The sequence below is a fragment of the Rhizobacter sp. P5_A1 genome (assembly GCF_056400745.1).
Genome location: NZ_JBFUKR010000006.1, coordinates 232,511 through 255,470 on the forward strand (window position 1 = coordinate 232,511; position 22,960 = coordinate 255,470).

The following is a 22,960-nucleotide window of genomic DNA, read 5'->3' on the forward strand; positions in this document are numbered from 1 at the left end:
CGTCATTTCAGTCGATCGGCCAGGGCATCGACTTCGGCAGCGTCATCGGTTCGGCATCGGGCGTGGGTGCTCGCGGCGCGCGCTCGCGCACATCGACCTCGCGCCACCACGGCGTGACGGTCTCGGCCCGCGACGGCTCGACCGGCTCGCCGAGCCGCGGCATCACGAGTTGCGCACCCTGCTTCGGGCCGAGCGCGAGCAGCGTCTCGGCGGGCTCGTCCCAATCATGCACCGCGAGCGCGAACGTGCCCCAGTGCACCGGCAGGAACGCGCCGCCGCCGAGCAGCTTGTAGGCTTCGAGCGCGTGCTCGGGCCCGAGGTGGATGTCGCCCCACGACGGGTGGAACGCGCCGACCTCGAGCATCACCAGATCGAACCGGCCGAGGCGTTCGCGGATCGATGCGTACTCGCTCGTCAGGCCGGTGTCGCCGCTGAAGAAGACCGAGTGCTTCGCGCCGCGGATCGCCAGCGACGACCACAGTGTCGCGTTGCGATCTTTCAGCCCGCGGCCCGAGAAGTGCTGCGACGGGGCCGCGGTGATCGTCAGCTCGGAGCCTGGCAGCGTGTGCGATTCCCACCAGTCGAGCTCGGTGATCCGTTCGGGCGCGATGCCGAAGGCCTCGAGGTGCGCACCGACGCCGAGCGAGGTCACGAACGGCACGTTCGTGCGTGCGAGCTCGCGGATCGTCGGGTAGTCGAGGTGGTCGTAGTGGTCGTGCGAGACGAGCACGAGGTCGATCGGCGGCAATGCGCTCAGCGCCACCGGCACCGGCTGGAAGCGCTTCGGCCCGGCGATGCGCGACGGCGACGCGCGCGGGCCCCAGACCGGATCGGTCAGCACGCGCCGGCCGTCGATCTCGATCAGCACGGTCGAGTGGCCGAGCCAGGTCGCACGCAGCCCGGTGTCGGGCGGCTTCGCCCAGGTCTCGAGCGGGTTCAGCGACGGCAGCGCCGCGCGCGGCACGCGGCGCGGGCCGCCGCACAGGAACTCGCTCAGCGTCGGCTTCGGCGCGCTCAGGTCGCGCAGCCCCGGCGCGATCGGGTGCAGGTTGCGAAACGTTTCGCCGGACCACAGCTTCGAGGCCTTGATGCGCTCGAGCCGAGCGCCTTCCGGTCGTTTGCCGAGTGATTTCATCTGCGCTGCCACCCCGGATTGCAAAAGCCGCACGATACGCCGGGTTGCATGGCAAGATCGCCGCATGGGTCAGGGCTTCGGCATCGAATCGCATGGCACGCACGTCCACGGCGCTCTGCGCCAGCGCGTGCGCTATCTCGTGGTGATCGACGCGGCTGGCGAATCGCTCGCGCGGCTGTTCAGCGAGACACGCGAGCAGGTCGCCGAGTTCGATGCGAGCACCGAAGAGGTCGCGGTGATGACGCGCGGCCTCAATGCCGCGCGCGACGCAGGCGGCGCCGAATGGGATCGCGCGCTGCAAAGCCATAGCGCGGCCGAACGCGCGGCCGCCGAGGTCTACACGCTCGACGTATAGCGCTGCCGCTAGACCCGTTCGACGACGATCGCGATGCCCTGGCCGACGCCGATGCACATCGTGCACAGCGCGTAGCGGCCGCGGGTCTGGTGCAGCTGGTTGACCGCGGTCGTCACGAGCCGCGCGCCGCTCGCGCCAAGCGGGTGACCGAGCGCGATCGCGCCGCCGTTCGGGTTCACGCGCGCATCGTCGTCGGCGAGGCCGAGGTCGCGCAGCACCGCGAGGCCCTGCGCGGCAAAGGCCTCGTTGAGTTCGATCACGTCGATCTGCGCCAGCGACAGGCCGGTCAGCTCGAGCACCTTGCGCGTCGCCGGCGCCGGGCCGAAGCCCATGATGCGCGGGGCGACGCCGGCGGTGGCCATGCCGACGACGCGGGCGCGCGGCGTCAGCCCGTGGCGCGCAGCCGCCGCTTCGCTCGCGAGCAGCAGCGCGCAGGCGCCGTCGTTGACGCCCGAGGCGTTGCCGGCGGTCACGGTGCCATCGGGGCGCACGACGCCCTTGAGCTTGCCGAGCGCTTCCATCGAGGTCTCGCGCGGGTGCTCGTCTTTCGTCACGCTGATCGGCTCGCCCTTCTTCTGCGCGACGCTGACCGGCGTGATCTCGGCGTCGAAGAAGCCGCTCTGCTGCGCCGCGACGGCCTTGAGCTGCGAGGCCAGCGCCATGCGGTCCTGCGCCTCGCGCTCGATCCTGAAATCGGTCGCGACGTTCTCGGCGGTCTCGGGCATCGAGTCGACGCCGTACTGCTGCTTCATCAGCTTGTTGACGAAGCGCCAGCCGATCGTCGTGTCGTAGACCGCGTTGCTGCGGCTGAACGCGCTCTCGGCCTTCGGCATCACGAACGGCGCGCGGCTCATGCTCTCGACGCCGCCGGCGATCATCAGCTGCGCCTCGCCCGACTTGATCGCGCGCGCGGCGGTGCCGATCGCGTCCATGCCGGAGCCGCACAGGCGGTTCACCGTCGAGCCGGGCACGTCGAGCGGCAGCCCGGCGAGCAGCGCGGCCATGCGCGCGACGTTGCGATTGTCTTCGCCGGCCTGGTTCGCGCAGCCGTAGATCACGTCGGCGACCGCGGCCCAGTCGACCTTCGGGTTGCGCGCCATCAGCGCGCGGATCGGGATCGCGCCGAGGTCGTCGGTGCGCACCGAACTGAGCGCGCCGGCGTAGCGGCCGAACGGGGTGCGGATCGCGTCGCAGATGAAGGCGGGGGTGGTCATGGCGAGATCTCCTGTGCTCATGCGATCAGCGGCACACCGCTGAGCGTCTGCAATTCTTCGAACGACAGGCCGTCGACGATCTCGACGACCTTCAGGCCCTGCGGCGTCACGTCGATCACCGCGAGGTCGGTGTAGATGCGGCTGACGCAGCCGATGCCGGTCAGCGGGTAGCTGCACTGCGTGACGATCTTGCTCTCGCCCTGCTTGGTCAGGTGCTCCATCATCACGAAGGTCGCCCTTGCGCCGATCGCCAGATCCATCGCGCCGCCGACCGCGGGGATCGCATCGGCGCCCCCGGTGTGCCAGTTCGCGAGGTCGCCGCCGACCGAGACCTGGAACGCGCCGAGCACGCAGATGTCGAGGTGGCCGCCGCGCATCATCGCGAAACTGTCGGCGTGGTGGAAGTACGCGCCGCCGGGCAGCAGCGTGACCGGCTGCTTGCCGGCGTTGATCAGGTCGTAATCTTCCGCGCCGGGCGCCGGCGCCGGGCCCATGCCGAGCAGGCCGTTCTCGCTGTGCAGGAAGATCTCGCGCTCTTTCGGCAGGTGGTTCGCGACCAGCGTCGGCAGGCCGATGCCGAGGTTCACGTAGGCGCCTTCGGGGATGTCGCGCGCGACGCGGGCGGCCATCTGCACGCGGTTGAGTTTTTGCATGGTGGCGTCTCCGTCAGGCCGCTTGCTTGAAGCCGGCGGGGCCGGTGGCGCTGCGCGGCACCTGGACGACGCGCTGCACGAAGATGCCCGGCGTCACGATGTTCTCCGGGTCGAGTTCGCCGAGCTCGACGAACTCGTGCACCGACGCGACCGTCAGCTTCGCGGCCGTCGCCATGATCGGCCCGAAGTTGCGCGCGGTCTTGCGGTAGGTCAGGTTGCCCCAGCGGTCGCCGCGCTCGGCCTTGATCAGCGCCAGGTCGGCATGGATCGGCGACTCGAGCACGTACATGCGGCCGTCGATCTGGCGCGTTTCCTTGCCCTTCGCGAGCTCGGTGCCGTAGCCGGTCGGCGAGAAGAATCCGCCGATGCCGGCGCCGGCGGCGCGGATGCGCTCGGCCAGGTTGCCCTGCGGCACGAGCTCGAGTTCGAGCTGGCCGCTGCGGTACAGGCCGTCGAAGACCTGCGAGTCGGCCTGGCGCGGGAACGAGCAGATGATCTTGCGCACGCGCCCGGCCTTCAGCAGCGCCGCCAGGCCGGTCTCGCCGTTGCCGGCGTTGTTGTTGACGATCACGAGATCGCGCGCGCCCTGGGCGATCAGCGCGTCGATCAGTTCGTTCGGCTGGCCGGCGCCGCCGAAGCCGCCGATCATCACCGTGGCGCCATCGGGCGTGCCGGCGACGGCGTCCGCAACGGACGCGACCTGTTTGTTGACCATCGCGGGGCTGGGCCTTTTCTTCGGGAGTGCTGGGGAACGACGCACCCGGGGGCGCGACGGCAAACCCGAAGAATAGCCTCAGTCGGCAGGAGCCGCGCTACCGCTCGATGCGCTCCATGTCGTGCACCTCGCGCTCGTGCGTCGGCGGGCCGTCGAGCGAGATGGTCTCCCAGCCGCTGTCATAGTCGACGACGATGAAACGCCGCTCCGGCAGATGGCCATGCGTCGACGGGAACAACGCGAACACCTGGTGGCCGTCGTGGATCGCGCGCACCGCGTCGATCACCGGTACGACCGTCTCGGGCGCGGCCCAGTCGTTCTTGCGCGTGTTCACTTCGCCCCAGTAGACGTGCGTGACGCGCCCGTCCTGGTCGAGCCGCACCTTGGAAACGGCGAACACCTTCATGGCGGCTCCCCCTCCGCTTGCGATTCGCGGATGCTACTGCTTGGGCGTCGCGCCGTCTTCGAGCTTCTCGCCGCCTCGCTTGATCGCCTGCCCGGTCTTGCGCACGCCCTTGCCGACCGCGTGACCGACCTTCTGCGCGCCATGCTTGATCGCCGAACCGGCGCGGTGCGCCCCGCGCTTGATGGCGTTCTCGGTGCGCTCTGCCGGACCCGGCTGCACGTTGCGGTAGTCGTCGTAGGCCTGGTCCATGCGCTGCTGCCGGGCGGCCTCGGAGCCCGGGTCGGCGGCCAGCGCCGCGGTCGATGAAGCGCCGATGAGCAGCGCGGCGATCAGGATCAGTCGGGTACGGTCCATGTCGGCCCCTCGAGGTTGCGGAAGCCCCGACGGTAGGGTCGGCCGCGTCGACGAACCACCGGTCGAGGTCGCGCCGCGCTGTCGGCAGCGTCCTACGCACCGGTCAATCGCCGCTAAACTTTTGCCGATGAGGATTCTCGTCACCGGCAGCGCCGGGCACCTCGGCGAAGCGCTGATGCGCCGCCTGCGCGAAACGCCGCACGAGGCGCTCGGCGTCGACGTGCTGGCATCGCCGTTCACGACCCACGTCGGCTCGATCGCCGACCGCGCGCTGGTCGCACGCTGCCTGCGCGGCGTCGACGCGGTGCTGCACACCGCCACGCTGCACAAGCCGCATGTCGGCACGCACAGCGCGCAGGACTTCGTCGACACCAACATCACCGGCACGCTGAACCTGCTCGAAGAGGCCGCGGCGGGACAGGTCGGCGCGTTCGTGTTCACCAGCACGACCAGCACCTTCGGTGGCGCGCTGACGCCGCCGCCCGGCGCGCCGGCGGCCTGGGTCACTGAGACGCTGCGGCCGGTGCCGAAGAACATCTACGGGGTCACCAAGGTCGCCGCCGAAGACCTGTGCGAACTGTTCCAGCGCCGCCATGGGCTGCCGTGCATCGTGCTGCGCACCTCGCGCTTCTTCCCCGAGCCCGACGACGACCCCCAGGCGCGCGAGCGCTACAGCCCGGCGAATGCCCAGGTCAACGAACTGCTGAACCGGCGCGTCGACATCGACGACGTGGTCGCGGCGCAGCTCTGCGCGATCGAGCGCGCCGCGCAGATCGGGTTCGGGCGCTACATCATCAGCGCGACCTCGCCGTTCGGCAGCGACGAGTTGCAGGCGCTGCGCGACGATCTGCCCGCCGCGGTCGCACGCCACGTGCCGCAGTTCGAGGCCGAGTACCGCCGCCGCGGCTGGGCGATGTTTCCAGACATCGACCGCGTCTACGTCAACGCGAAGGCCCGCGACGAGCTCGGCTGGCGCCCGCGCTTCGACTTCGCCGCGGCGATCGAGCGGCTGCGCGCCGGCGCCGACCACCGCAGCGCGCTCGCGCAGCAGATCGGCAGCAAGGGCTACCACGCGACGCGCTTCAGCGCCGACGGGCCGTATCCGGTGCGCTAGATGACCGAGGGGTTCCACAGCCGCTGCCCGGTCGCGCCGCTCGATCGCTTCATCGCGACGCTGTGGACAAATCACCGCACCACCGGCCTGGCGCACGCCCGCGAGTGGGGCCTGCCGACCGGCTGCGCCGACCTGGTCATCGCGCTCGACGGGCAATGCCTGCGGCGCTTCGAGCATGCGAACGATGCGCTCGGCCGAAGCTTCGCCGGCGGCGTGTTGCAGGGCGCGCAGGAGCGTTCCGCGTTGCGCGACACCTCGCATGCCGCGCTCGTCGTCGGCGCGCATTTCTGGCCAGGCGGCCTGGCGGGATTCCGGGCCGAACCGGCGCAGGCCTTCGCCGGCCTGACGCTGTCGCTCGACGATGTCTGGCCGGGCCTGGCCGACGAGCTGCGCGAGCAGCTCGGGTCGGCCGGCGGCCTCGACGACCCGCAGCGGCGCCTGCGCGGCCTCGAACAAGCCCTGCTGCGCCGTCTGCGCGTCGGCGTCACGCCCGACGCGATGGTCGAATGGGCGACGCGGCAGCTCGGCGGCGGCGCCGCGGTCGGCGCGGTGCAGCGCGCCAGCGGCTTCGCCGCTGCGACCTTCATCGCGCGCTACCGCGCGGCCTGCGGCCTGACGCCGAAGCGCCATGCCGCACTGATGCGCTTCCAGGCCCTGCTGCGTGCAGCGCCGTCGCGCGACCCGTGGGCGGCACTCGCGGCAGACGCGGGCTACGCCGACCAGGCGCACCTGACGCGCCAGTTCGTGCAGCTCGCCGGGATGACGCCGGGGCACTATCGCCGCCACGCGACCGCCTTCGCGACGCACGTGGCCTGCGCCTGAAATTTTCTTCAAGACTGAGAGCGACGTTCGACCTAGCCTTCGACCCTCAGCCTCACGGAGCAGCGACGATGAAGATCCATGAAGTTTTCCCCTACCTGCGCGTCAACGACGCCGCGCGCGCGATCGACTTCTACGGCCGTGCGTTCGGCGCGGTCGAGAAGTTCCGGCTCACCGAGCCGTCGGGCCGGATCGGCCACGCGGAACTGCAACTCGGCCCGATCGTGCTGATGCTCAGCGAGGCCTATCCGGAATATGGTCTGCTCGCGCCGCAGGCCGGCAGCAGCGTGCTCGGCGCGTCGATCCATCTGCATGTCGACGACTGCGACGCGTTGGCGGCACACGTGGTCGCGCTCGGCGCGACGCTGCAGATGCCGCCGGTCGACCAGTTCTACGGCGAACGCTCGTGCCGCGTGCTGGACCCGTTCGGCCACCAATGGCTGCTCGGCCACGAGATCGAGGCCGTCACGCCGCAGGAAATGCAGCGCCGCTACGACGAGATCATGAAGAACAGCCAGTGCTAGGACTTGATCCGCCAGCCGGTCCGCAGGATCCAGGTCGCGACGCCCAACGCGCCGAAGAAGAACACCAGCGTCACCGAGAAACTGATGCCGATGTGCATCTCGGCGCTGCCGAAGAAGCTCCAGCGAAAGCCGCTGATCAGGTAGACCGACGGGTTCAGCATCGAGAGCTTCTGCCACACCGCGGGCAGCATCTTGATCGAATAGAACGGTCCGCCGAGAAAGGTCAGCGGCATCACGATCAGCATCGGGATCAGCTGCAGCTTCTCGAAGCCGTCGGCCCAGATGCCGATGATGAAGCCGAACAGGCTGAACGTGACGGCTGTGAGCACCAGGAACAGGAACATCCACACCGGGTGCTCGATGTGGATCGGCACGAACACCGCGGCGGTGCCGAGGATGATCAGCCCGATCACCACCGACTTGGTCGCCGCGGCGCCGACATAACTCAGCACGATCTCGACATGCGAGATCGGCGCCGAGAGCAGCTCGTAGATCGTGCCGGTGAACTTCGGAAAGTAGATGCCGAACGACGCGTTCGAGATGCTCTGCGTCAGCACCGACAGCATGATCAGCCCGGGCACGATGAACGCGCCGTAGGTGACGCCGTCGATGCGGTCGATGCGCGAGCCGATCGCCGAGCCGAAGACGACGAAATAAAGCGCGGTCGAGAGCACCGGCGAGATGATGCTTTGCGTGATCGTGCGCCAGGTGCGCGCCATCTCGAAGCGGTAGATCGCGCGGATCGCGTGCAGGTTCATCGTGCCGACTCCTGGACCAGGTTGACGAAGATGTCTTCGAGCGAGCTCTGCGTCGTGTGCAGGTCGCGCAGCTGGATGCCGGCGCGGCCGAGGTCTTCGAGCAGCGCCGCCACCGCACCCTGCGAGGCGCGCGGATCGTAGACGTAGGTGAGTTCGTTGCCGTCGGCGCTGGTCGTCAGCCCGTGCGCGGCGAGGCTGGCCGGTATCTGCGCGAGCGGCGCCTGCAGTTGCAGCGTCAGCTGCTTCTTGCCGAGCTTGTGCATCAGCGTGACCTTGTCTTCGACGAGGATGATCTTGCCGTGGCTGATCACGCCGACGCGGTCGGCCATGTCCTCGGCCTCTTCGATGTAGTGCGTCGTCAGCACGATCGTGACGCCGGATTCGCGCAGCTGGCGCACCATCGCCCACATGTCCTTGCGAAGCGCGACATCGACGCCGGCGGTCGGCTCGTCGAGGAACAGCACGCGCGGTTCGTGCGACAAGGCCTTCGCGATCATCACGCGGCGCTTCATGCCGCCCGAGAGCTGCATGATCTTGTTGTCCTTCTTGTCCCACAGCGACAGCGCGCGCAGCGTCTTCTCGATGTGCGCCGGGTCCGCCGGCTTGCCGAACAGGCCGCGGCTGAACGACACGGTCGCCCACACGGTCTCGAACGCGTCGGTCGTCAGCTCCTGCGGCACCAGGCCGATCATCGCGCGCACCGCGCGGTAGTCGGCGCCGATGTCGAGCCCGGCGACCGTGACGCGGCCCTGGTCGAGCCGCACGATGCCGCAGATCAACCCGATCAGCGTGGTCTTGCCGGCGCCGTTCGGGCCCAGCAGCGCGAAGATCTCGCCCTGCTGGATCTCGAGATCGATGTGGTCGAGCGCGTGAAAGCCGGATGCGTAGGTCTTCGAGACATCGGCGACGGAGATGATGGCTGGCATGAGATCCTGGCGGCAGTGAGTGACGCGTGAAGCGCCGCGGCCGGTCGGCGCGGCCGGCCAGTATCGCCGCTGGCGCGCCGCGCCGCATGCGCCGTTCGAAGCTCAGGTCACCGGCGCCGGGTTGAACAGCACCAGCGCGTTGTGCAGCTTCCAGTGTTCCGCCCAGGTCTTCCTGCGGCCGCTGGCGACATCGAGCATCAGGCGGAAGAGCTCCCAGCCGAGCTCCTCGATCGTCGCGTCGCCATCGGCGATGCGTCCGGCGTTCAGGTCCATCAGGTCGTGCCAGCGGCGCGCCAGGTCGCTGCGCGTCGCGACCTTGATCACCGGCACCTCGGCCAGGCCGTAGGGCGTGCCGCGGCCGGTCGTGAAGACGTGCAGGTTGATGCCGGCGGCGAGCTGCAGGGTGCCGCAGATGAAGTCGCTGGCGGGTGTCGCCGCGTAGACCAGGCCGCTCTTGATGCCGCGGTCGCGCAGCTTCTCGCCGGGCGACAGCACGCCCGAGATCGGCGCGCTGCCGCTCTTGACGATCGAGCCCATCGCCTTCTCGACGATGTTCGACAGGCCGCCCTTCTTGTTGCCCGGTGTCGTGTTCGCGCTGCGGTCGACGCGGCCCTTCGCGAGGTAGGCGTCGTACCAGGCCATCTCGCGGATCATCGCGTCGGCGACCTCGGGTGTGGTCGCGCGCGCAGTGAGCTGGTCGATGCCGTCGCGCACTTCGGTCGTCTCGCTGAACATCACGGTTGCGCCGGCGCGCACCAGCAGGTCGGTGCAGAAGCCGACCGCCGGGTTCGCGGTGACGCCGCTGAACGCATCGCTGCCACCGCACTGCACGCCGACGACGAGCGCACTCGCCGGGCAGGTCTCGCGCCGGCGCGCGTTCAGGCGCTCGAGGTGCTCCTCGGCGGTGGCCATGATCGAGTCGATCATCGACATGAAGCCGACATGCGCTTCGTCCTGCAGGCAGACGACATCGAGCGCCGGCTCTTCGGTCGCGCCGATGTCGGCGACGTTGCGCTCGTCGACGATCGCGAACGACCCCGGCGGCAGCAGCCGCTCCGGCTGCAGCTTCTCGCAGCCCAGGCTCACGACCATCACCTCGCCGCCGAAGTTCGGGTTCAGGCTGATGTTGCGCAAGGTGCGGATCGGGATGATCGCGTCCGGCGCGTCGATCGCGACGCCGCAGCCATAGCTGTGCTCGAGCCCGACGACATCGTCGACGTTCGGGTACTTCGGCAGCAGCTCGGCCTTGATGCGCCCGACCGCGAACTCGAGCACGCCGGCCACGCACTGCACCGTCGTCGTGATCGCGAGGATGTTGCGCGAGCCGACCGAACCGTCGGCGTTGCGGTAGCCCTCGAAGGTGTGGCCGTCGAGCGGCGGCAGCGCGGCGGGTTTGATCGTGGCGATCGGCAGGCCCTCGAGCGAGCGCGCGTCGGGCATCTCGAGCAGGCGCTCGTGGACCCAGCTGCCGGCAGGAATCGCGCGCATCGCACGGCCGATCACGACGTTGTAGCGCCGCACCGCGGCGCCGGCCTCGATGTCGACCAGCGCGACCTTGTGCCCCTGCGGCACCTTGTCGACCAGCGTCAACCCGGACGCGAACACCGTGCCGGCCGGCAGCCCTCCATCGTTCGCGACGATCGCGACGTTGTCGAGCGGGTGCATCGTGATGAACAGCGGCGGGCGAACGGGGAGCTGGGACATGGCAGGTGGCGGGCTCGGGGGTGAAGCTGGCGCGCGGGAGTTGCGGCGCCGACGCGGTGATGATTCTCGGGCAATTCTTTCGCCCGGTTGCAGCGCTGGGCATCAGCACCGATTGACGCGGCGCCACTTTGCGACAATCGTCATACGTTTGGAACCAGGAGACTTTTCGCATGTTGATGACCCGCCGTACCGTCACCCTCGCCGCCGCCCTCGGCTGGCTCACCGGCGCCGCCCGCGCGCAGGACAAATGGCCCGGCAAGCCGATCACCTACATCGTGCCGTTCCCGGCCGGCGGTACGACCGACGTGCTCGGGCGCCTGATCGGCCAGAAGCTCGGCGCGGCGCTCGGCACGACAATCGTCGTCGACAACCGCGGCGGCGCCGGCGGCGGCCTCGGCTCCGAGATCGCGGCGCGCGCCGCGCCGGACGGCTACACGCTGCTCGGCGGCACGGTCAGCTCGCACGCGATCAACGTCAGCCTGTACCCGAAGCTCGGCTACGACCCGATCAAGTCATTCACGCCGATCACGCTGATCGGCACGAACCCGGTCGTGCTGGTCGTGAACCAGGCGAGCCCGTACAAGACGCTCGCCGACATCGTCGCCGCAGCGAAGGCGAAGAAGCCGCTGAGCTCGGCCTCGGCCGGCAGCGGCACCTCGCAGCACCTCGCGCTGGAGCTGCTGAAGTGGAAGGCGGGCGTCGACATCACGCACATCCCGTACAAGGGCAGCGGCCCGGCGATTCAGGACGTGATCGGCGGCCAGGTCGACATGATGTTCGACACCAGCGTCGTCGCCGGCCCGCACATCGACAGCGGCAAGCTGCGCGCGATTGCGGTCAGCTCGGCCAGGCGCCTGCCGTCGATGCCGAACGTGCCGACCGTCGCCGAGAGCGGCGTGCCGGGCCTGGCCGATTACGAAGTGACCTCGTGGCAGGCGATCTTCGCGCCGGCCGGCACGCCGAAGGCGATCGTCGATCGGCTGCATGCAGAGATCGGCAAGATCATGAAGGAGCCCGAGATCCAGGAGCGCATCGCCAAGCTCGGCATGCAGGGCGCCGACCTGACGATCGAGCAGATCGCCGCGTTCCAGAAGGCCGAGGTCGCGAAGTGGGCCGCGGTGATCAAGGCCGCGAACATCAAGCTGGAGTGAACACCACCATGCAGAAGATCGGCTTCATCGGCGCATCGGGAATGATGGGCCACGGCATCGCGAAGAACCTGCGCGCGAAGGGCCACCCGCTCGCGCTGACGGTGCACCGCAACCGCGAGCGCGTCGCCGACCTGCTCGCCGCCGGCGCGACCGAGGCGAGCTCGCCGGCCGCGCTGGCAACGTCGTGCGACATCGTGTTCATCTGCGTCACCGGCTCGCCGCAGGTCGAGGCCGCGGTGACCGGCGCGAACGGGCTGCTCTCGACCGCGACAGAGGGCCTGCTGATCGTCGACTGCTCGACCAGCGAACCCGATTCGACGACCCGGCTGCGCGAGCAGTGCGCGGCCGCCGGTGTCGCGTTCATCGATGCGCCGCTCGCGCGCACGCCGGTCGAGGCCGAGCTCGGCAAGCTCAACGTGATGGTCGGCGCCAGCGACGCGCACTTCGCGCTGCTGCAGCCGGTGATCACGGGCTTCGCCGAGAACGTGATCCACGTCGGCGGCCCCGGCGCGGGCCACACGATCAAGCTGCTGAACAACTTCATCGCGCAGGCGATCTGCACCGCGACCGCCGAGGCCTTCGCGGTCGGCCAGCGCGCCGGGGTCGACCTGGCCAAGCTGGTCGAGCTGGTCTCGGCCGGCGCGGTCAATTCCGGCTTGTTCCAGGCGATGGCGAAGACGCTCGGCGGTGACATGGCCGGCCTCAGGTTCGAGCTCGACAACGCGCGCAAGGACCTGCGCTACTACACGCACCTGGCCGAATCGCTGAACGTGCCGTCGATCGTCGGCGAAGCGGTGCACCAGTCGCTCGCGCTCGCGAGTGCGCTCGGCTTTGGGGCCAAGTACGTGCCGGCGCTGGTCGAGGCGCAGGAGCAGCTGACCGGCGCGAAGATCGTGCGCCGATGAAGAGCCGATCGACCGGCGGGCTGGTCTATTCGACCGACAGCGGCCGCATGTGCCCGGGCTGCCGCCAGCCGGTCGACGCCTGCGTCTGTGGCCAGAAATCGGCGCCGGCGGGCGACGGCATCGTGCGCGTCTCGCGCGAGACCAAGGGCCGCGCCGGCAAGGGCGTGACGCTGGTCAAGGGCCTCGCGCTCGACGCCGCCGCACTCGCCGCGCTCGGCAAACAGCTGAAGGCCGCCTGCGGCTCGGGCGGCACCGTGAAAGACGGCGTGATCGAGATCCAGGGCGACCACTGCGAGCGCGTGATCGATCGGCTGAAGCAGGACGGCTGGATCGCCAAGCGCGCCGGCGGCTGAGCCCGCGCAGCGAATGAAGCCCGTCAGGCCCGCCGCACCGGATAGGCCCTGACCATCCAGAGGTACAGCGCCGCGCCGAGCAGCAGCGCGCTCGCGGCGATCTCGAGCGACAGCGTGAAGCCGGCGCCGGCATTCGCGCTGCGCTTCAGCAGCTGCGCGACCAGCGGAGGCCCGACGATCTGCCCGATGCCGTACATGGCGGTCAGCAGCCCCATGAAGCTCGGCGCGAGCGCGGGTCGCAGACGGCGCACCTCCTGCATCGCGAAGAAGGTGATCGCGGTGAACGGGATGCCGAGCAGCAGGCTGCCGAGCGTGAAGCCCGCGAGGCTCGGGCTCCAGACGCTGACACCGATCGCGCCGGCCTGCACGAGGTAGCAGCCGGCGAGCAGCAGGCGCAGGTCGCCGCTGGTCTTCAGCCGCGTCGACAGCAGCGCGCCGCCGACCACGCCGAGGCCGAAGATCGGCCAGAACATGTCGAGCCACGGCGAACCCGGCAGCGCCTCGCGCGCGATCACCGGCAGGAAGGTCGCGGTGACGATGTAGCCGAAGCCGGCGATGCCGTAGGCCAGCGTCAGGCAGGCGATCTCGGCGCGGCCGTGCCCGACGCCGCTGCCGCCGCCCGCCCCACGAGCCGCGTTCGCGCTCGCGGCCGGCTGCGGCCCGGCACTGGCGCGAAAGACGCGCCACACCCCTGCCGTCAGCCCGAATGCGAGCACGCCGAAGATCGCCCAGCCGGTCGCCGCGCGCCACTGCCACTGCACCATGCCGCTGGCGAACAGCCCGCTGACGACGATGCCGGCGCCCGGCCCGGTGTACATCACGCCGCCGAGCGCCGCAGCGTCGCGCCGCGCGAGTTGCGCGAGGCACCAGCCCGAGGTGTAGACGAAGACCACCGCGCTCGCGACGCCGGCCGCGAAGCGCAGCAGCGGCCAGAGCGCGGCCATCGGCAGCGCCATCGCGAGCGTCAGCAGGCCGGTCGCGACGAGGCCGGCACGCACCAGCCACGGCCCGTTGATCGCCGGCAGCCGCGGCGCCCTGGCCCAGATCCACGGCTGGAAGGTGCAGAGCAGCGCGCCGGCGAGGTAGCCGAGGTAGTTCGCACTCGCGAGCCAGCTCGCGGCATGCAGATCGATCACGCCGTCGTGCAGCATCATCGGCAGCAGCGGCGTGAACGCGAAGCGGCCGATGCCCATCGCGACCGCGAGCGAGACCGCCCCGGCGAGCGCGACGGCCCAGCGGCCCGCGCCTTCGGAATGAGACCCCGGGGCCGGCGCGCGACCCGTCACTGGGCCGGCAACGCGATCGGCTTGACCGCGCCGCAATCGGCCGACAGCCACTTGCCGCTCAGCTCCATGCGCATCTGCTGCGGCTGGCCCTGGGCCGTCGTCGTGACGGTCGACGTGCCGCTGTAGGCCTTGTCGCCGGCGTAGGTCAGTTCGCCCTCGCCGCGCATCGGGTGCGGCTTGCTGCATTCGAAGCGGTACTTCAGTGTGTTGCCGCTGCGGGTCAGCTGCTGGCGGCTGCAGTCGGCGTTCAGCTGCGGTTCGGCGGGCTTGGCGGCCTGCTCCTTCGTCAAGCAGAACTTCGCGGTCGTGCCCTTCGCGCCCATCGTGACACCGCGGCTGGCCATCATCTCCTCGACCTTGCGGCGCTGCTCGGGCGGCATCGCGGCCATCTGCTGCTGCATCTGCTCCATGGCCCGTTCCATCTCGCCGTTCTGCGTCTTCATCGTGAACGTGTGTTCCCACAGCCCGGGCGCCTGGGTTTGCGCGTTCGCGCACAGTGCGGTCGACAACACGATCGCGGCGGCAGGCAGGACGATCATCGACTTCATCGTGGTTCCTCGGCAGAAGGCGGGCTCTTTGGTTCGGCCAGTTTACGGCGCAAGTCGATCACGACGGTGTGGGCCGTCTTGTCCTGGATCGCCTGGCGGTTCGGGTCCCACAGCACTTGCGCAAAGCCGAACAGGCCCGTCGCCATGCCGGCCGCATAGCCGCCGTAGCGCTTGAACGCGCGCAGCGCGGTCAGCGGCTTCCCGGTCAGCTCGACAACGCGCAGGCCGAGCAGGCGCTTGCCGATGGTCTGGCCCTGCCACCACACCGGCAGCAGCGAGAAGTAGGCGATCGCCCAGCCCAGCCCGAGCCCGACGTCGTCGGCCCAGGTGCGAATCTGCTCGTTCAGGTCGAAGGCCTTCGGCTTGCGCGCCTCGACGAGTTGGGCCTGCAGCACCGCGATGCGCGTCTGCGCCGTCTGCAGCGGTGTCAGCCCGGGAATCGCTTCGGGCAGGCCGTCGGTCGCGAGGCCCTTCTTCAACTCACTGGCCAGCGCACGCGCCTCGCGCTCCTCGTCATGCACCGAGCCGCGCTCGACCCAGGCCTGCTGCACGCCGAACGCGAGCAGTGCCGCGGCCAGCGCCCACAGCAGCCAGCGGCGCCGCGGCGTGTCGACCGCGCGCAATCCGCGCAGGTGCACCAGCGCGATCACCGCGAAGCCGGCCAGCAGCCACACGTTGCCGAGGTTCGACAGCAGCGCGACGATCGCGACATCGATCGTGATCGCGAACAGGCGCCGGCCCGGCCGCGCGAGCGGCGCGCCGAGCAGCGCCGGGTCGACGTTCAGGTCATCGGGCGTGACGCGGTCGCGCGGGTCGGGCGTTGGTGCGATGGCGTTCGGAGGCGGCACAGGTCGGATTCGTCGCAGCGGTGCCGCGACTGTATCCGCGCTCAGCGAGCCAGCGCTTGGAGAAACGTGACGAGCAGCCCGGCCGCCGCACAGGCCGCGAGCAGCGGCAACACACCGACCTTGAAGCGGAACAGCGCCAGCGCGGCGGCCAGCGTGATCAGCGCCGACGCGACGCTGAACGACCCGTGCAAGCCCTGCGGCCACAGCACGTGGAACGCGAAGAACAGCGCCAGGTTCAGGATCAAGCCGACGACGGCGGCGGTGATCGCTGTCAGCGGCGCGGTGAACTTCAGCTGGCCGTGCGTCGACTCGACCAGCGGCCCGCCGGCGAGGATGAACACGAACGACGGCAGGAACGTGAAGAAGGTGACGACGCCGGCCGCGAGCGCCGCGCCGAGGAACAGCGCGTCGGGCCCGAGCACCTGCCTGGCCCAGCCGCCGACGAAGCCGACGAACGCGACCACCATGATCAGCGGCCCCGGTGTGGTCTCGCCGAGCGCGAGGCCGTCGATCATCTGCGCGCCGCTGAGCCAGTGCTGGTGCTCGACCGCCCCCTGGTACACGTAGGGCAGCACCGCATAGGCGCCGCCGAAGGTCAGCAGCGCGGCCTTCGTGAAGAACCAGGCCATCTGCGTCAGCGTGCCATCGACCCCGAACGCGGCGAGCAGCGCGGCGATCGCGACGACCCACAGCCCGATGCCGATCAGCAGCACGCGCGCGAGCCGGCCGCGCGTGAAGCGGGCGTGCGGCGGCGTCGGCGTCGTGTCGTCGATCAGCGCCGGGCCGTAGCCCGGCTGCGCGGCGCCGTGGCCGCCGCCGAGCGCGAAGGTCGCCGGCGCGTGGCGGCCGCCGAGATGCCCGATCAGGCCCGCGGCCAGCACGATCGCCGGGAACGGCACGTCGAACGCGAAGATCGCAATGAAGGCCGCCGCGGCGATCGCCCACAGCCAGCGGTTCTTCAGCGCGCGCGAGCCGATGCGGTGCGCCGCATGCACGACCAGCGCGGCGACCGCGGGCTTCAGGCCGAAGAAGATGCCGGCGACCAGCGGCACGTGGCCGAACGCGACATAGATCCACGACAGCGCGATCAGGATGATCAGCGACGGCAGCACGAACAACCCGCCGGCGACGACGCCGCCGCGGCCGCGGTGCATCAGCCAGCCGATGTAGGTCGCGAGCTGCTGCGCCTCGGGGCCGGGCAGCACCATGCAGAAATTGAGCGCATGCAGGAAGCGCTTCTCGCTGATCCAGCGGCGGCGCTCGACGAGCTCGGTGTGCATGATCGCGATCTGCCCGGCCGGCCCGCCGAAGCTGATGAAGCCGAGCTTGAGCCAGAACGCGAGCGCCTCGCGGAAACTGACGGCACGCGGCGCGGCGGCGCGCTCGTCCGAACGCTCGTCGGCGGGCAGGTCGGTCGTCACGCGCTCGACGACGGCATTGACCGGCGGCCTCAGGGCAGCTCGACGATCTCGATCCAGTTCGGGTTCTTGCCGACGCCGTAGCGCTGCAGCGCCGAGAGCGCGCCGCTGGCCGGATCGATCGCGTAGACGGCGACGGCGTGCGACTCCTGACCCGAGGCGAGGAGGTAGCGACCGGACGGGTCGATCGCGAAGCCGCGCGGCGTCTTCTCGGTCGGCACCTGGGCCTGCGTCTGCAGCTGGCCGGTGGCGGCATCGACGGCGTAGACGGTGATCGTGTTCGAGGTCCGCTCGGAGGCGTAGAGATGGCGACCATCGGGCGCGAGGTGCAGGTCGGCGGCCCAGGGCTTGCCGGCGAACCCGGGTGGCAATGCGCTCGTGCGCTGAACCTCCCGCAGGCTGCCGCCGGCGGCATCGAAGTCGAACACGTAGAGCGAGGCATCGAGCTCGCACAGCAGGTAGAGCCGGCGCTGCGCCGCATCCCACACGAAGTGACGCGGGCCCGACTTCGCGCCGGTGGCGATCAACGCGGGCTCGTTCGGGCTGAGCTGGCCGGTGGCCGCATCGAAGCGCCAGAGCGAGACGTTGTCGCCGCCCAGGCTGGTGGCCAGCACGAAACGGTTGGCCGCATCGGCATGGATCGCATGCGCGTTGGGTCGGGTGGGTATCAGTTGCTGGACCGCGCCGACCCGGCCGTCCTTGTCGATCGCGTTGACGGTGATCTTGTGGCCGCCATACGACGCAGCGAACAGCCAGCGCCCGCTGCGGTCGGTGTCGATGTTGGCCATGCTGTCGGCCAGCGCGGCCTCGCCGAGCTTCTTCAGCCGGCCGCTCGCGGGATCGATCGCGAAGCTCGCCACACGGAAGGGCTGCGAGCGCAGCGCCGCGTAGAGCACGCGCTTGTCGGGGCTCAGCGCCATGGGCATCACGGTGCCGCCGACGGGCACGGTCTCGACGGCCGCCAGCGCGCCGGTCGCGCGGTCCAGCGAGAGCACCGAGATCTCCTGGCTGTCGGCATTCGCGACATAGACGATGGTGGCGGCGCGCGCCGCGATCGAGGTGCTCATCAGGGCGAGTATCCAGAGGATGGGGCGAAAGCGCATCACGGCAACTCCGGTCAAAGCACGGGATGGCCGGTGATCAGCGTCGGCAGCCAGGTCGAGAACGCCGGCACGTAGGTCACCAGCGTGATCGCGATGAAGATCGCGAGGTAGTACGGCCAGGCGGTCTTGGTCGCCTCGCCGATCGAGATGTTGCCGATCGCGCAGCCGACGAACTGCACCGTGCCGACCGGCGGGTGCACCAGGCCCAGCGCGCAGTTCAGCAGCAGCATCATCCCGAACTGCACCGGGCCGACGCCCATCTGGATCGCCAGCGGCAGGAACAGCGGCGTCGTGATCAGGATGTGCGCCGCCATGTCCAGGAAGATGCCGAGGATGATCTGGATGATGTTGATGTACAGCAGCATGAGCCACGGCGTGGTCGTCGCGGTCAGCAGCGCGGCCTCGATCGCGTCGGGGATCTCGAGGTAGGCCATCTGGTAGCGCAGCATGTTCGACACGCCGATCAGCAGCAGGATCACGCCGGTCGTCTTCGAGGCCCGCGCGAGCGACTTCATCAGGTTGGTGCGCGTCATCGTGCGGTAGAGCAGCACGGTGAGGATCAGCGAGTACGTGACGGCGATCGCCGCGGCCTCGGTCGCGGTCGTGATGCCCTGCATCACGCAGAACAGGATGATGAAGATCACGCCGAGGCCGGGCAGCGATGCGATGAACGAGCGCAGCACCGCGTTCCAGCCGGGGAAACGCTGCACCATCGATTGGCCGTCGATGCTCTTCGGGTAACCGTACTTCGCGGCCTGCCAGTACGCGGCGACGAGCATGCAGACCATGATCCAGAACACCGGGATCAGGCCGGCGAACATCAGATCGCCGATCGACACGCCCTTGATCACGTGCGTGCCGATCATGCCGGTGGCGGCCTGCGCGGCGAACGCGTAGATGATCATGTTGTGCGAGGTCGGCATCAGCGCGCCGGACAGCGAGGCGTGCGTCGTCACGTTGACCGCGTAGGCCGCGCTGTAGCCCTCGCGCTTCATGATCGGGATCATCACGCCGCCCATCGCCGAGGTGTCGGCCACCGGCGAGCCCGAGACGCCGCCGAACAGGGTCGAGGCCATCACGTTCGCCAGGCCGAGGCCGCCCTTCCAGTGGCCGACCAGGCTGCGCGCGAAGTCGACGATCTTGTCGGCGATGCCGCCGTGCAGCATCAGCTCGCCGGAGAAGATGAAGAACGGGATCGCGAGGAACGAGAACACGTTCATGCCCGAGACCATCATCTGGATCGCGGTCTCGAACGGCAGGCCCTCGACGGCGAAGGTCGCGAGGCAGGCCAGGCCGATCGCGAACGCGACCGGCACGCCCAGGACCAGCAGGACGACGAAGCCCAAGCACAGAACCGTCAATGCCATGAACGAACCACCTTGGTACGAGACAACTTGGCGATCAGGTGCTCGATGGAGAACACGGCGATCAGGGTGCCGCCGATCACGACAGGCAAGTAGCGGTAGGCCTCGGACAGGCCCAGCGTCGGTATCGTGCTGCCATGGGTCGAGATCGCCATCTCGACGCTCCCGACCAGCAGGGCCAGGCCGAACACGATGCTCAACAGGTGGACGGCGATGCCGCACCAGAACTGCAGCCGCACCGACAGCATCGCGACCAGCGAATCGAGGCCGATGTGCCCGGCATCGCGCACGCCGGCCGCGGCGCCGAACATCGCCACCGAGATCACGAGCAGCAGCGCGACCTGCTCGACGTACGGCGGGGCATTGTTGAACGCATAGCGCAGCACGACGCCGTAGACGACGACGCTGAGCAGGCCGGCGAGACAGGCGCAGGCGAGGTACATCGCCCACCGCGACAGCCGCGCGTTGACCGCGGTGAGCCAGCTCATCGCTGCGCCCTCACGGCAATCATCACTTCGTGTTGACGATGTCCGACACCAGCGCCTTCAACTCAGGCGTGCTGGCGAACTTGTCCCAGACCGGCTTCTCGGCCTCGACGAAGGACTTGCGATCGATCTCGGCGGCGGGAACGATCTTCGCGCCGCCCTTGATCACGGCGGCCTTGGCGTCCTTCTCCTTGGCTTCCCAGAGCGTGACGTAGTAGGGCACCGAGGCCTTCGCGGCCTTGCGGATCGCGACCTGCTCCTCGGGCGTCAGCGTGTCCCAGATCTTCTTCGAGAACACCAGCACCTCGGGCGCCATCGAATGCATGGTCTCCGAGTACACCGGCGCCGACTCGAAGTGCTTGGCTTCGTCGTAGGACGGGTAGTTGTTCTCGGCCGCATCGAGCAGGCCGGTCTTCAGGCCGGTGTAGACCTCGGCGAAGGGCATCGGCGTGGCGGATGCGCCCATCGCACCGACCAGGCTGACCCACAGGTCCGAGGGCTGCACGCGCAGCTTCAGGCCCTTGGTGTCGGCCAGCGACCTGATCGGCTTCTTCGCGTAGATCGAACGCGCGCCGCTCTCGTACAGCGCCAGGCCGATGAAGCCGGCCTTCTCGAACGCCGCGAGGACCTTGTCGCCCTGCGGGCCGTACATGGTCTTGCGGAAGTGCTCGATGTCGCGGAACAGGAAGGGCAGCGCCGGCACCATCGACTCGGGCACGATGCCGTTGAAGGCCGCGGTGTTGACGCGCACCATGTCGAGCGCGCCGATCTTCACCTGCTCGACGGTGTCTTTCTCGGAGCCGAGCGAGCTGTCGCCGAAGATCTTGATCGTGTCCTTGCCGCCGGTCGCCTTGGAGAGCTCCTCGCTCATGTGCATCACCGCCCGGTTGGTCGGATAGTCCTTGGCATGCACTTCGGCGGAGCGGAAGGTGCGCGCCGTCGCGGCCGAAGTCGACAGTGCGAGCACCGCGATCGCGAGCAGGCTGGGCAAGGTCTTGAGCTGGAATTTCATGGTCGTCTCCGTTGGGATTCTTGGGTGTGATCGATCAGGCGCGGCTCATCGGAACGGGCCCTTGGTGACGAAGCCGCCACCCTGGTACAGCGTGGCCGGGTCGTTCGGGTCGAGCACCGGCTGGCGTGCTTCGGCGGCCGCGCGGAACGGCTCGGAGCTGTCCTGCGGGCGGTAGCCGATATGCCTGGCCGGGCCGTTGTCCCACCAGGTCGTCTTGTTGTCGGACATCCCGTAGACCACGCTGTGGCCGACGACCGGCGCCGTCAGGCCGGCGACGACGAGCCGCTCGAGGTCGTCGTAGCTGAGCCAGGTCGCCAGCATGCGGCGGTCCTTCGGCTCGCGGAACGACGAGCCGATGCGCAGGCTGACCGTCTCGATGCCGTAGCGATCGAAGTAGAACTGCGCGAGGTTCTCGCCGAAGGCCTTGCTGATGCCGTAATAGCCGTCGGGTCGCATCGGCATCCGCGCGTCGATCACCTCGTCCTGCCGGTAGAAGCCGGTCACGTGGTTCGAGCTCGCGAACACGATGCGCCGCACGCCGTGCTGGCGCGCCGCTTCGTACAGGTTGTAGAGGCCGACGATGTTGGCCTGCAGGATCGGCCCGAACGGGCCCTCGACCGAGACGCCGCCGAGGTGCACGACCGCGTCGACACCGGCGAGCAGCGCGAGCATGGCGTCGGGCCGCTCGAGCGCCGCGGGCACCAGCTCCTCGCCCGGCGCGGCGCTGCCGAGATCGGCGATGTCGCTGACGCGAAGCACGCCACAATGCGCCTTCAGCCGCACACGCAACTCGCGGCCCAGGCCGCCGGCTGCGCCGGTCAGCAGCAGGCGGGCGAACATCGGAGCAGTGGCGTCACGGGTCATCGGGCGGCGTTCTCGGGGCAAAGAATGGAAGCGGCAGACGGAGGGTTAGCGCGGATTGTTTTCGCCGCACGCCGGACGGATGCTTTTCCAAATGTCATCGGTTGTCGTACAACTGCGACGATGGTATCAACCCACCAACCTCTGTCAATGGCGCCCCGTCGGGGTTTGTACCGAAGCCGATGAACCCGATTCCCCCGCTGCGACGCGCCCGCACGCTGGCCCATGAACTGGTCGAGTCGCTCGGCGACCGGATCCGCGACGGCCGCCTCGCACCCGGCACCAAGCTGCCGACCGAGGCCGCGTTCATGGGCGAGTTCGGCGTCAGCCGCACCGTCGTGCGCGAGGCGATCTCGAAGCTGCAGGCCTCAGGGCTGGTCGAGACGCGCCACGGCGTCGGCACCTTCGTCGTCGGGATGGGCGACGGCTCGGCGTTCCGCATCGCGCCCGAGCAGCTCGCGACCTTGCGCGACGTGGTCGCGATGCTCGAGTTGCGCATCGGCGTCGAGACCGAGGCCGCCGGCCTCGCGGCGCAGCGCCGCACCGCGCAGAACCTGGTCGTGATGCGCGATGCGCTGGATGCATTCACGCAGGCGGTCGAGGCCGGCCGCGATGCGGTCGCGGCCGACTTCCAGTTCCACCAGGAGATCACGCGCGCGACGCAGAATCCGCACTTCGCGAACCTGCTCGCGACGCTCGGCACGATGATCATCCCGCGCGCCCGGCTCGACCCGTCGCGCCCGCCCGATGAAGAGCGTCTCGCCTACCTGCGGCGCGTCAACGCCGAGCACCTGAGCATCCTCGACGCGATCGAGAACCAGGACGTCGAGGCCGCGCGCGCCGCGATGCGCACCCACCTGGCGAACAGCCGCGAGCGCCGCCGGCGTGCCGCCGCGCTGAACGGCGAGCAGCACTGATCGGCGCTTGCCGGGGCTTGTGCCGAAGGCGG

General features: G+C 69.5%; 26 protein-coding genes. 8 read left to right on the forward strand and 18 right to left on the reverse strand.

Annotated features, from left to right (window positions below; genetic code table 11):
- Positions 1-7: 7 nt before the first annotated feature.
- Entirely contained in the window at positions 8-1,135 is a 1,128-nt protein-coding gene (locus AC1DTW_RS09075) for an MBL fold metallo-hydrolase (protein WP_477980719.1), read from the reverse strand.
- A gap of 64 nt (positions 1,136-1,199) precedes the next feature.
- On the opposite strand from AC1DTW_RS09075, the gene AC1DTW_RS09080 reads away from it, so the two are divergent.
- A complete protein-coding gene (locus AC1DTW_RS09080; protein WP_477980720.1) occupies positions 1,200-1,490 on the forward strand; it encodes a hypothetical protein in 291 nt (96 codons plus the stop codon).
- 8 nt (positions 1,491-1,498) lie between these two features.
- Here AC1DTW_RS09080 and pcaF read toward each other — a convergent pair whose 3' ends face one another.
- From pcaF to AC1DTW_RS09105, 5 genes are all read right to left on the reverse strand, one after another.
- On the reverse strand, positions 1,499-2,704 hold the full coding sequence (gene pcaF / locus AC1DTW_RS09085) for a 3-oxoadipyl-CoA thiolase (protein ID WP_477980721.1): 1,206 nt from the start codon (positions 2,702-2,704) through the stop codon (positions 1,499-1,501).
- Positions 2,705-2,721: 17 nt separating this feature from the next.
- Entirely contained in the window at positions 2,722-3,357 is a 636-nt protein-coding gene (locus AC1DTW_RS09090) for a 3-oxoacid CoA-transferase subunit B (RefSeq protein ID WP_477980722.1), read from the reverse strand.
- A gap of 13 nt (positions 3,358-3,370) precedes the next feature.
- Positions 3,371-4,072 (reverse strand): 3-oxoacid CoA-transferase subunit A, encoded by a 702-nt coding sequence (locus AC1DTW_RS09095; protein WP_477980723.1) that lies wholly within the window; start codon positions 4,070-4,072, stop codon positions 3,371-3,373.
- A gap of 97 nt (positions 4,073-4,169) precedes the next feature.
- Positions 4,170-4,478: a hypothetical protein gene (locus tag AC1DTW_RS09100; protein WP_477980725.1), complete on the reverse strand. Its 309-nt coding sequence runs from the start codon at positions 4,476-4,478 to the stop codon at positions 4,170-4,172.
- A 33-nt stretch (positions 4,479-4,511) separates the two neighbouring features.
- Entirely contained in the window at positions 4,512-4,832 is a 321-nt protein-coding gene (locus AC1DTW_RS09105) for a hypothetical protein (RefSeq protein WP_477980726.1), read from the reverse strand.
- Positions 4,833-4,959: 127 nt separating this feature from the next.
- On the opposite strand from AC1DTW_RS09105, the gene AC1DTW_RS09110 reads away from it, so the two are divergent.
- The 3 genes from AC1DTW_RS09110 to AC1DTW_RS09120 all read left to right on the forward strand — a co-directional run bounded on the left by AC1DTW_RS09110 (position 4,960) and on the right by AC1DTW_RS09120 (position 7,289).
- Positions 4,960-5,946 carry an NAD-dependent epimerase/dehydratase family protein gene (locus AC1DTW_RS09110; RefSeq protein ID WP_477980727.1) on the forward strand — a complete coding sequence of 329 codons (987 nt, stop codon included), beginning with the start codon at positions 4,960-4,962 and terminating at the stop codon, positions 5,944-5,946.
- Positions 5,947-6,768 carry a helix-turn-helix domain-containing protein gene (locus AC1DTW_RS09115; protein WP_477980728.1) on the forward strand — a complete coding sequence of 274 codons (822 nt, stop codon included), beginning with the start codon at positions 5,947-5,949 and terminating at the stop codon, positions 6,766-6,768. It abuts the gene before it with no gap.
- A 68-nt stretch (positions 6,769-6,836) separates the two neighbouring features.
- Positions 6,837-7,289, forward strand: coding sequence for a VOC family protein (locus tag AC1DTW_RS09120; RefSeq protein ID WP_477980729.1), 453 nt, complete (start codon positions 6,837-6,839; stop codon positions 7,287-7,289).
- Here AC1DTW_RS09120 and AC1DTW_RS09125 read toward each other — a convergent pair.
- The 3 genes from AC1DTW_RS09125 to garD all read right to left on the reverse strand — a co-directional run bounded on the left by AC1DTW_RS09125 (position 7,286) and on the right by garD (position 10,677).
- Entirely contained in the window at positions 7,286-8,047 is a 762-nt protein-coding gene (locus AC1DTW_RS09125) for an ABC transporter permease (protein ID WP_477980730.1), read from the reverse strand. The two genes, AC1DTW_RS09120 and AC1DTW_RS09125, sit on opposite strands and share 4 nt — an antisense overlap.
- A complete protein-coding gene (locus AC1DTW_RS09130; RefSeq protein WP_477980732.1) occupies positions 8,044-8,973 on the reverse strand; it encodes an ABC transporter ATP-binding protein in 930 nt (309 codons plus the stop codon). Before AC1DTW_RS09130 ends, AC1DTW_RS09125 begins: the two co-directional genes overlap by 4 nt.
- A gap of 102 nt (positions 8,974-9,075) precedes the next feature.
- Positions 9,076-10,677: a galactarate dehydratase gene (garD, locus tag AC1DTW_RS09135; protein WP_477980733.1), complete on the reverse strand. Its 1,602-nt coding sequence runs from the start codon at positions 10,675-10,677 to the stop codon at positions 9,076-9,078.
- A 176-nt stretch (positions 10,678-10,853) separates the two neighbouring features.
- Between garD and AC1DTW_RS09140 the strand changes: the two genes are divergently transcribed.
- Genes AC1DTW_RS09140 through AC1DTW_RS09150 form a run of 3 tightly spaced genes read left to right on the forward strand, consistent with a single transcriptional unit; the run spans position 10,854 to position 13,086 of the window.
- Positions 10,854-11,828 (forward strand): Bug family tripartite tricarboxylate transporter substrate binding protein, encoded by a 975-nt coding sequence (locus tag AC1DTW_RS09140; protein ID WP_477980786.1) that lies wholly within the window; start codon positions 10,854-10,856, stop codon positions 11,826-11,828.
- Positions 11,825-12,733: an NAD(P)-dependent oxidoreductase gene (locus tag AC1DTW_RS09145; protein WP_477980734.1), complete on the forward strand. Its 909-nt coding sequence runs from the start codon at positions 11,825-11,827 to the stop codon at positions 12,731-12,733. Before AC1DTW_RS09140 ends, AC1DTW_RS09145 begins: the two co-directional genes overlap by 4 nt.
- Positions 12,730-13,086: a translation initiation factor Sui1 gene (locus AC1DTW_RS09150; RefSeq protein WP_477980735.1), complete on the forward strand. Its 357-nt coding sequence runs from the start codon at positions 12,730-12,732 to the stop codon at positions 13,084-13,086. The genes AC1DTW_RS09145 and AC1DTW_RS09150 overlap by 4 nt, the downstream gene beginning before the upstream one ends.
- Before the next feature lie 23 nt (positions 13,087-13,109).
- On the opposite strand, the gene AC1DTW_RS09155 is transcribed toward AC1DTW_RS09150, so the two are convergent.
- From AC1DTW_RS09155 to AC1DTW_RS09195, 9 genes are read right to left on the reverse strand one after another with little or no spacing between them, the layout of a single operon-like run.
- On the reverse strand, positions 13,110-14,372 hold the full coding sequence (locus AC1DTW_RS09155) for a YbfB/YjiJ family MFS transporter (RefSeq protein WP_477980736.1): 1,263 nt from the start codon (positions 14,370-14,372) through the stop codon (positions 13,110-13,112).
- Positions 14,369-14,920 carry a DUF3617 domain-containing protein gene (locus tag AC1DTW_RS09160; protein WP_477980737.1) on the reverse strand — a complete coding sequence of 184 codons (552 nt, stop codon included), beginning with the start codon at positions 14,918-14,920 and terminating at the stop codon, positions 14,369-14,371. Before AC1DTW_RS09160 ends, AC1DTW_RS09155 begins: the two co-directional genes overlap by 4 nt.
- The gene (locus AC1DTW_RS09165) at positions 14,917-15,768 is read right to left on the reverse strand and encodes an RDD family protein (protein ID WP_477980738.1); all 852 of its coding nucleotides are present in this window, start codon (positions 15,766-15,768) and stop codon (positions 14,917-14,919) included. The genes AC1DTW_RS09160 and AC1DTW_RS09165 overlap by 4 nt, the downstream gene beginning before the upstream one ends.
- A gap of 41 nt (positions 15,769-15,809) precedes the next feature.
- Positions 15,810-17,189, reverse strand: coding sequence for a chromate efflux transporter (chrA, locus tag AC1DTW_RS09170; RefSeq protein WP_477980739.1), 1,380 nt, complete (start codon positions 17,187-17,189; stop codon positions 15,810-15,812).
- 29 nt (positions 17,190-17,218) lie between these two features.
- Positions 17,219-18,253 carry a lactonase family protein gene (locus AC1DTW_RS09175; protein WP_477980740.1) on the reverse strand — a complete coding sequence of 345 codons (1,035 nt, stop codon included), beginning with the start codon at positions 18,251-18,253 and terminating at the stop codon, positions 17,219-17,221.
- 50 nt (positions 18,254-18,303) lie between these two features.
- Positions 18,304-19,656, reverse strand: coding sequence for a TRAP transporter large permease (locus AC1DTW_RS09180; protein WP_477980741.1), 1,353 nt, complete (start codon positions 19,654-19,656; stop codon positions 18,304-18,306).
- Positions 19,647-20,141, reverse strand: a complete 495-nt coding sequence (locus AC1DTW_RS09185; protein ID WP_477980742.1) for a TRAP transporter small permease — start codon at positions 20,139-20,141, stop codon at positions 19,647-19,649. Before AC1DTW_RS09185 ends, AC1DTW_RS09180 begins: the two co-directional genes overlap by 10 nt.
- Before the next feature lie 22 nt (positions 20,142-20,163).
- Positions 20,164-21,150 (reverse strand): TRAP transporter substrate-binding protein, encoded by a 987-nt coding sequence (locus tag AC1DTW_RS09190; protein ID WP_477980743.1) that lies wholly within the window; start codon positions 21,148-21,150, stop codon positions 20,164-20,166.
- 45 nt (positions 21,151-21,195) lie between these two features.
- Positions 21,196-21,990, reverse strand: a complete 795-nt coding sequence (locus tag AC1DTW_RS09195; RefSeq protein WP_477980744.1) for an NAD-dependent epimerase/dehydratase family protein — start codon at positions 21,988-21,990, stop codon at positions 21,196-21,198.
- Positions 21,991-22,193: 203 nt separating this feature from the next.
- Here AC1DTW_RS09195 and AC1DTW_RS09200 point away from each other — a divergent pair, with 203 nt between their 5' ends.
- Positions 22,194-22,928 carry a FadR/GntR family transcriptional regulator gene (locus AC1DTW_RS09200; RefSeq protein ID WP_477980745.1) on the forward strand — a complete coding sequence of 245 codons (735 nt, stop codon included), beginning with the start codon at positions 22,194-22,196 and terminating at the stop codon, positions 22,926-22,928.
- The last annotated feature ends 32 nt before the right edge of the window (positions 22,929-22,960 follow it).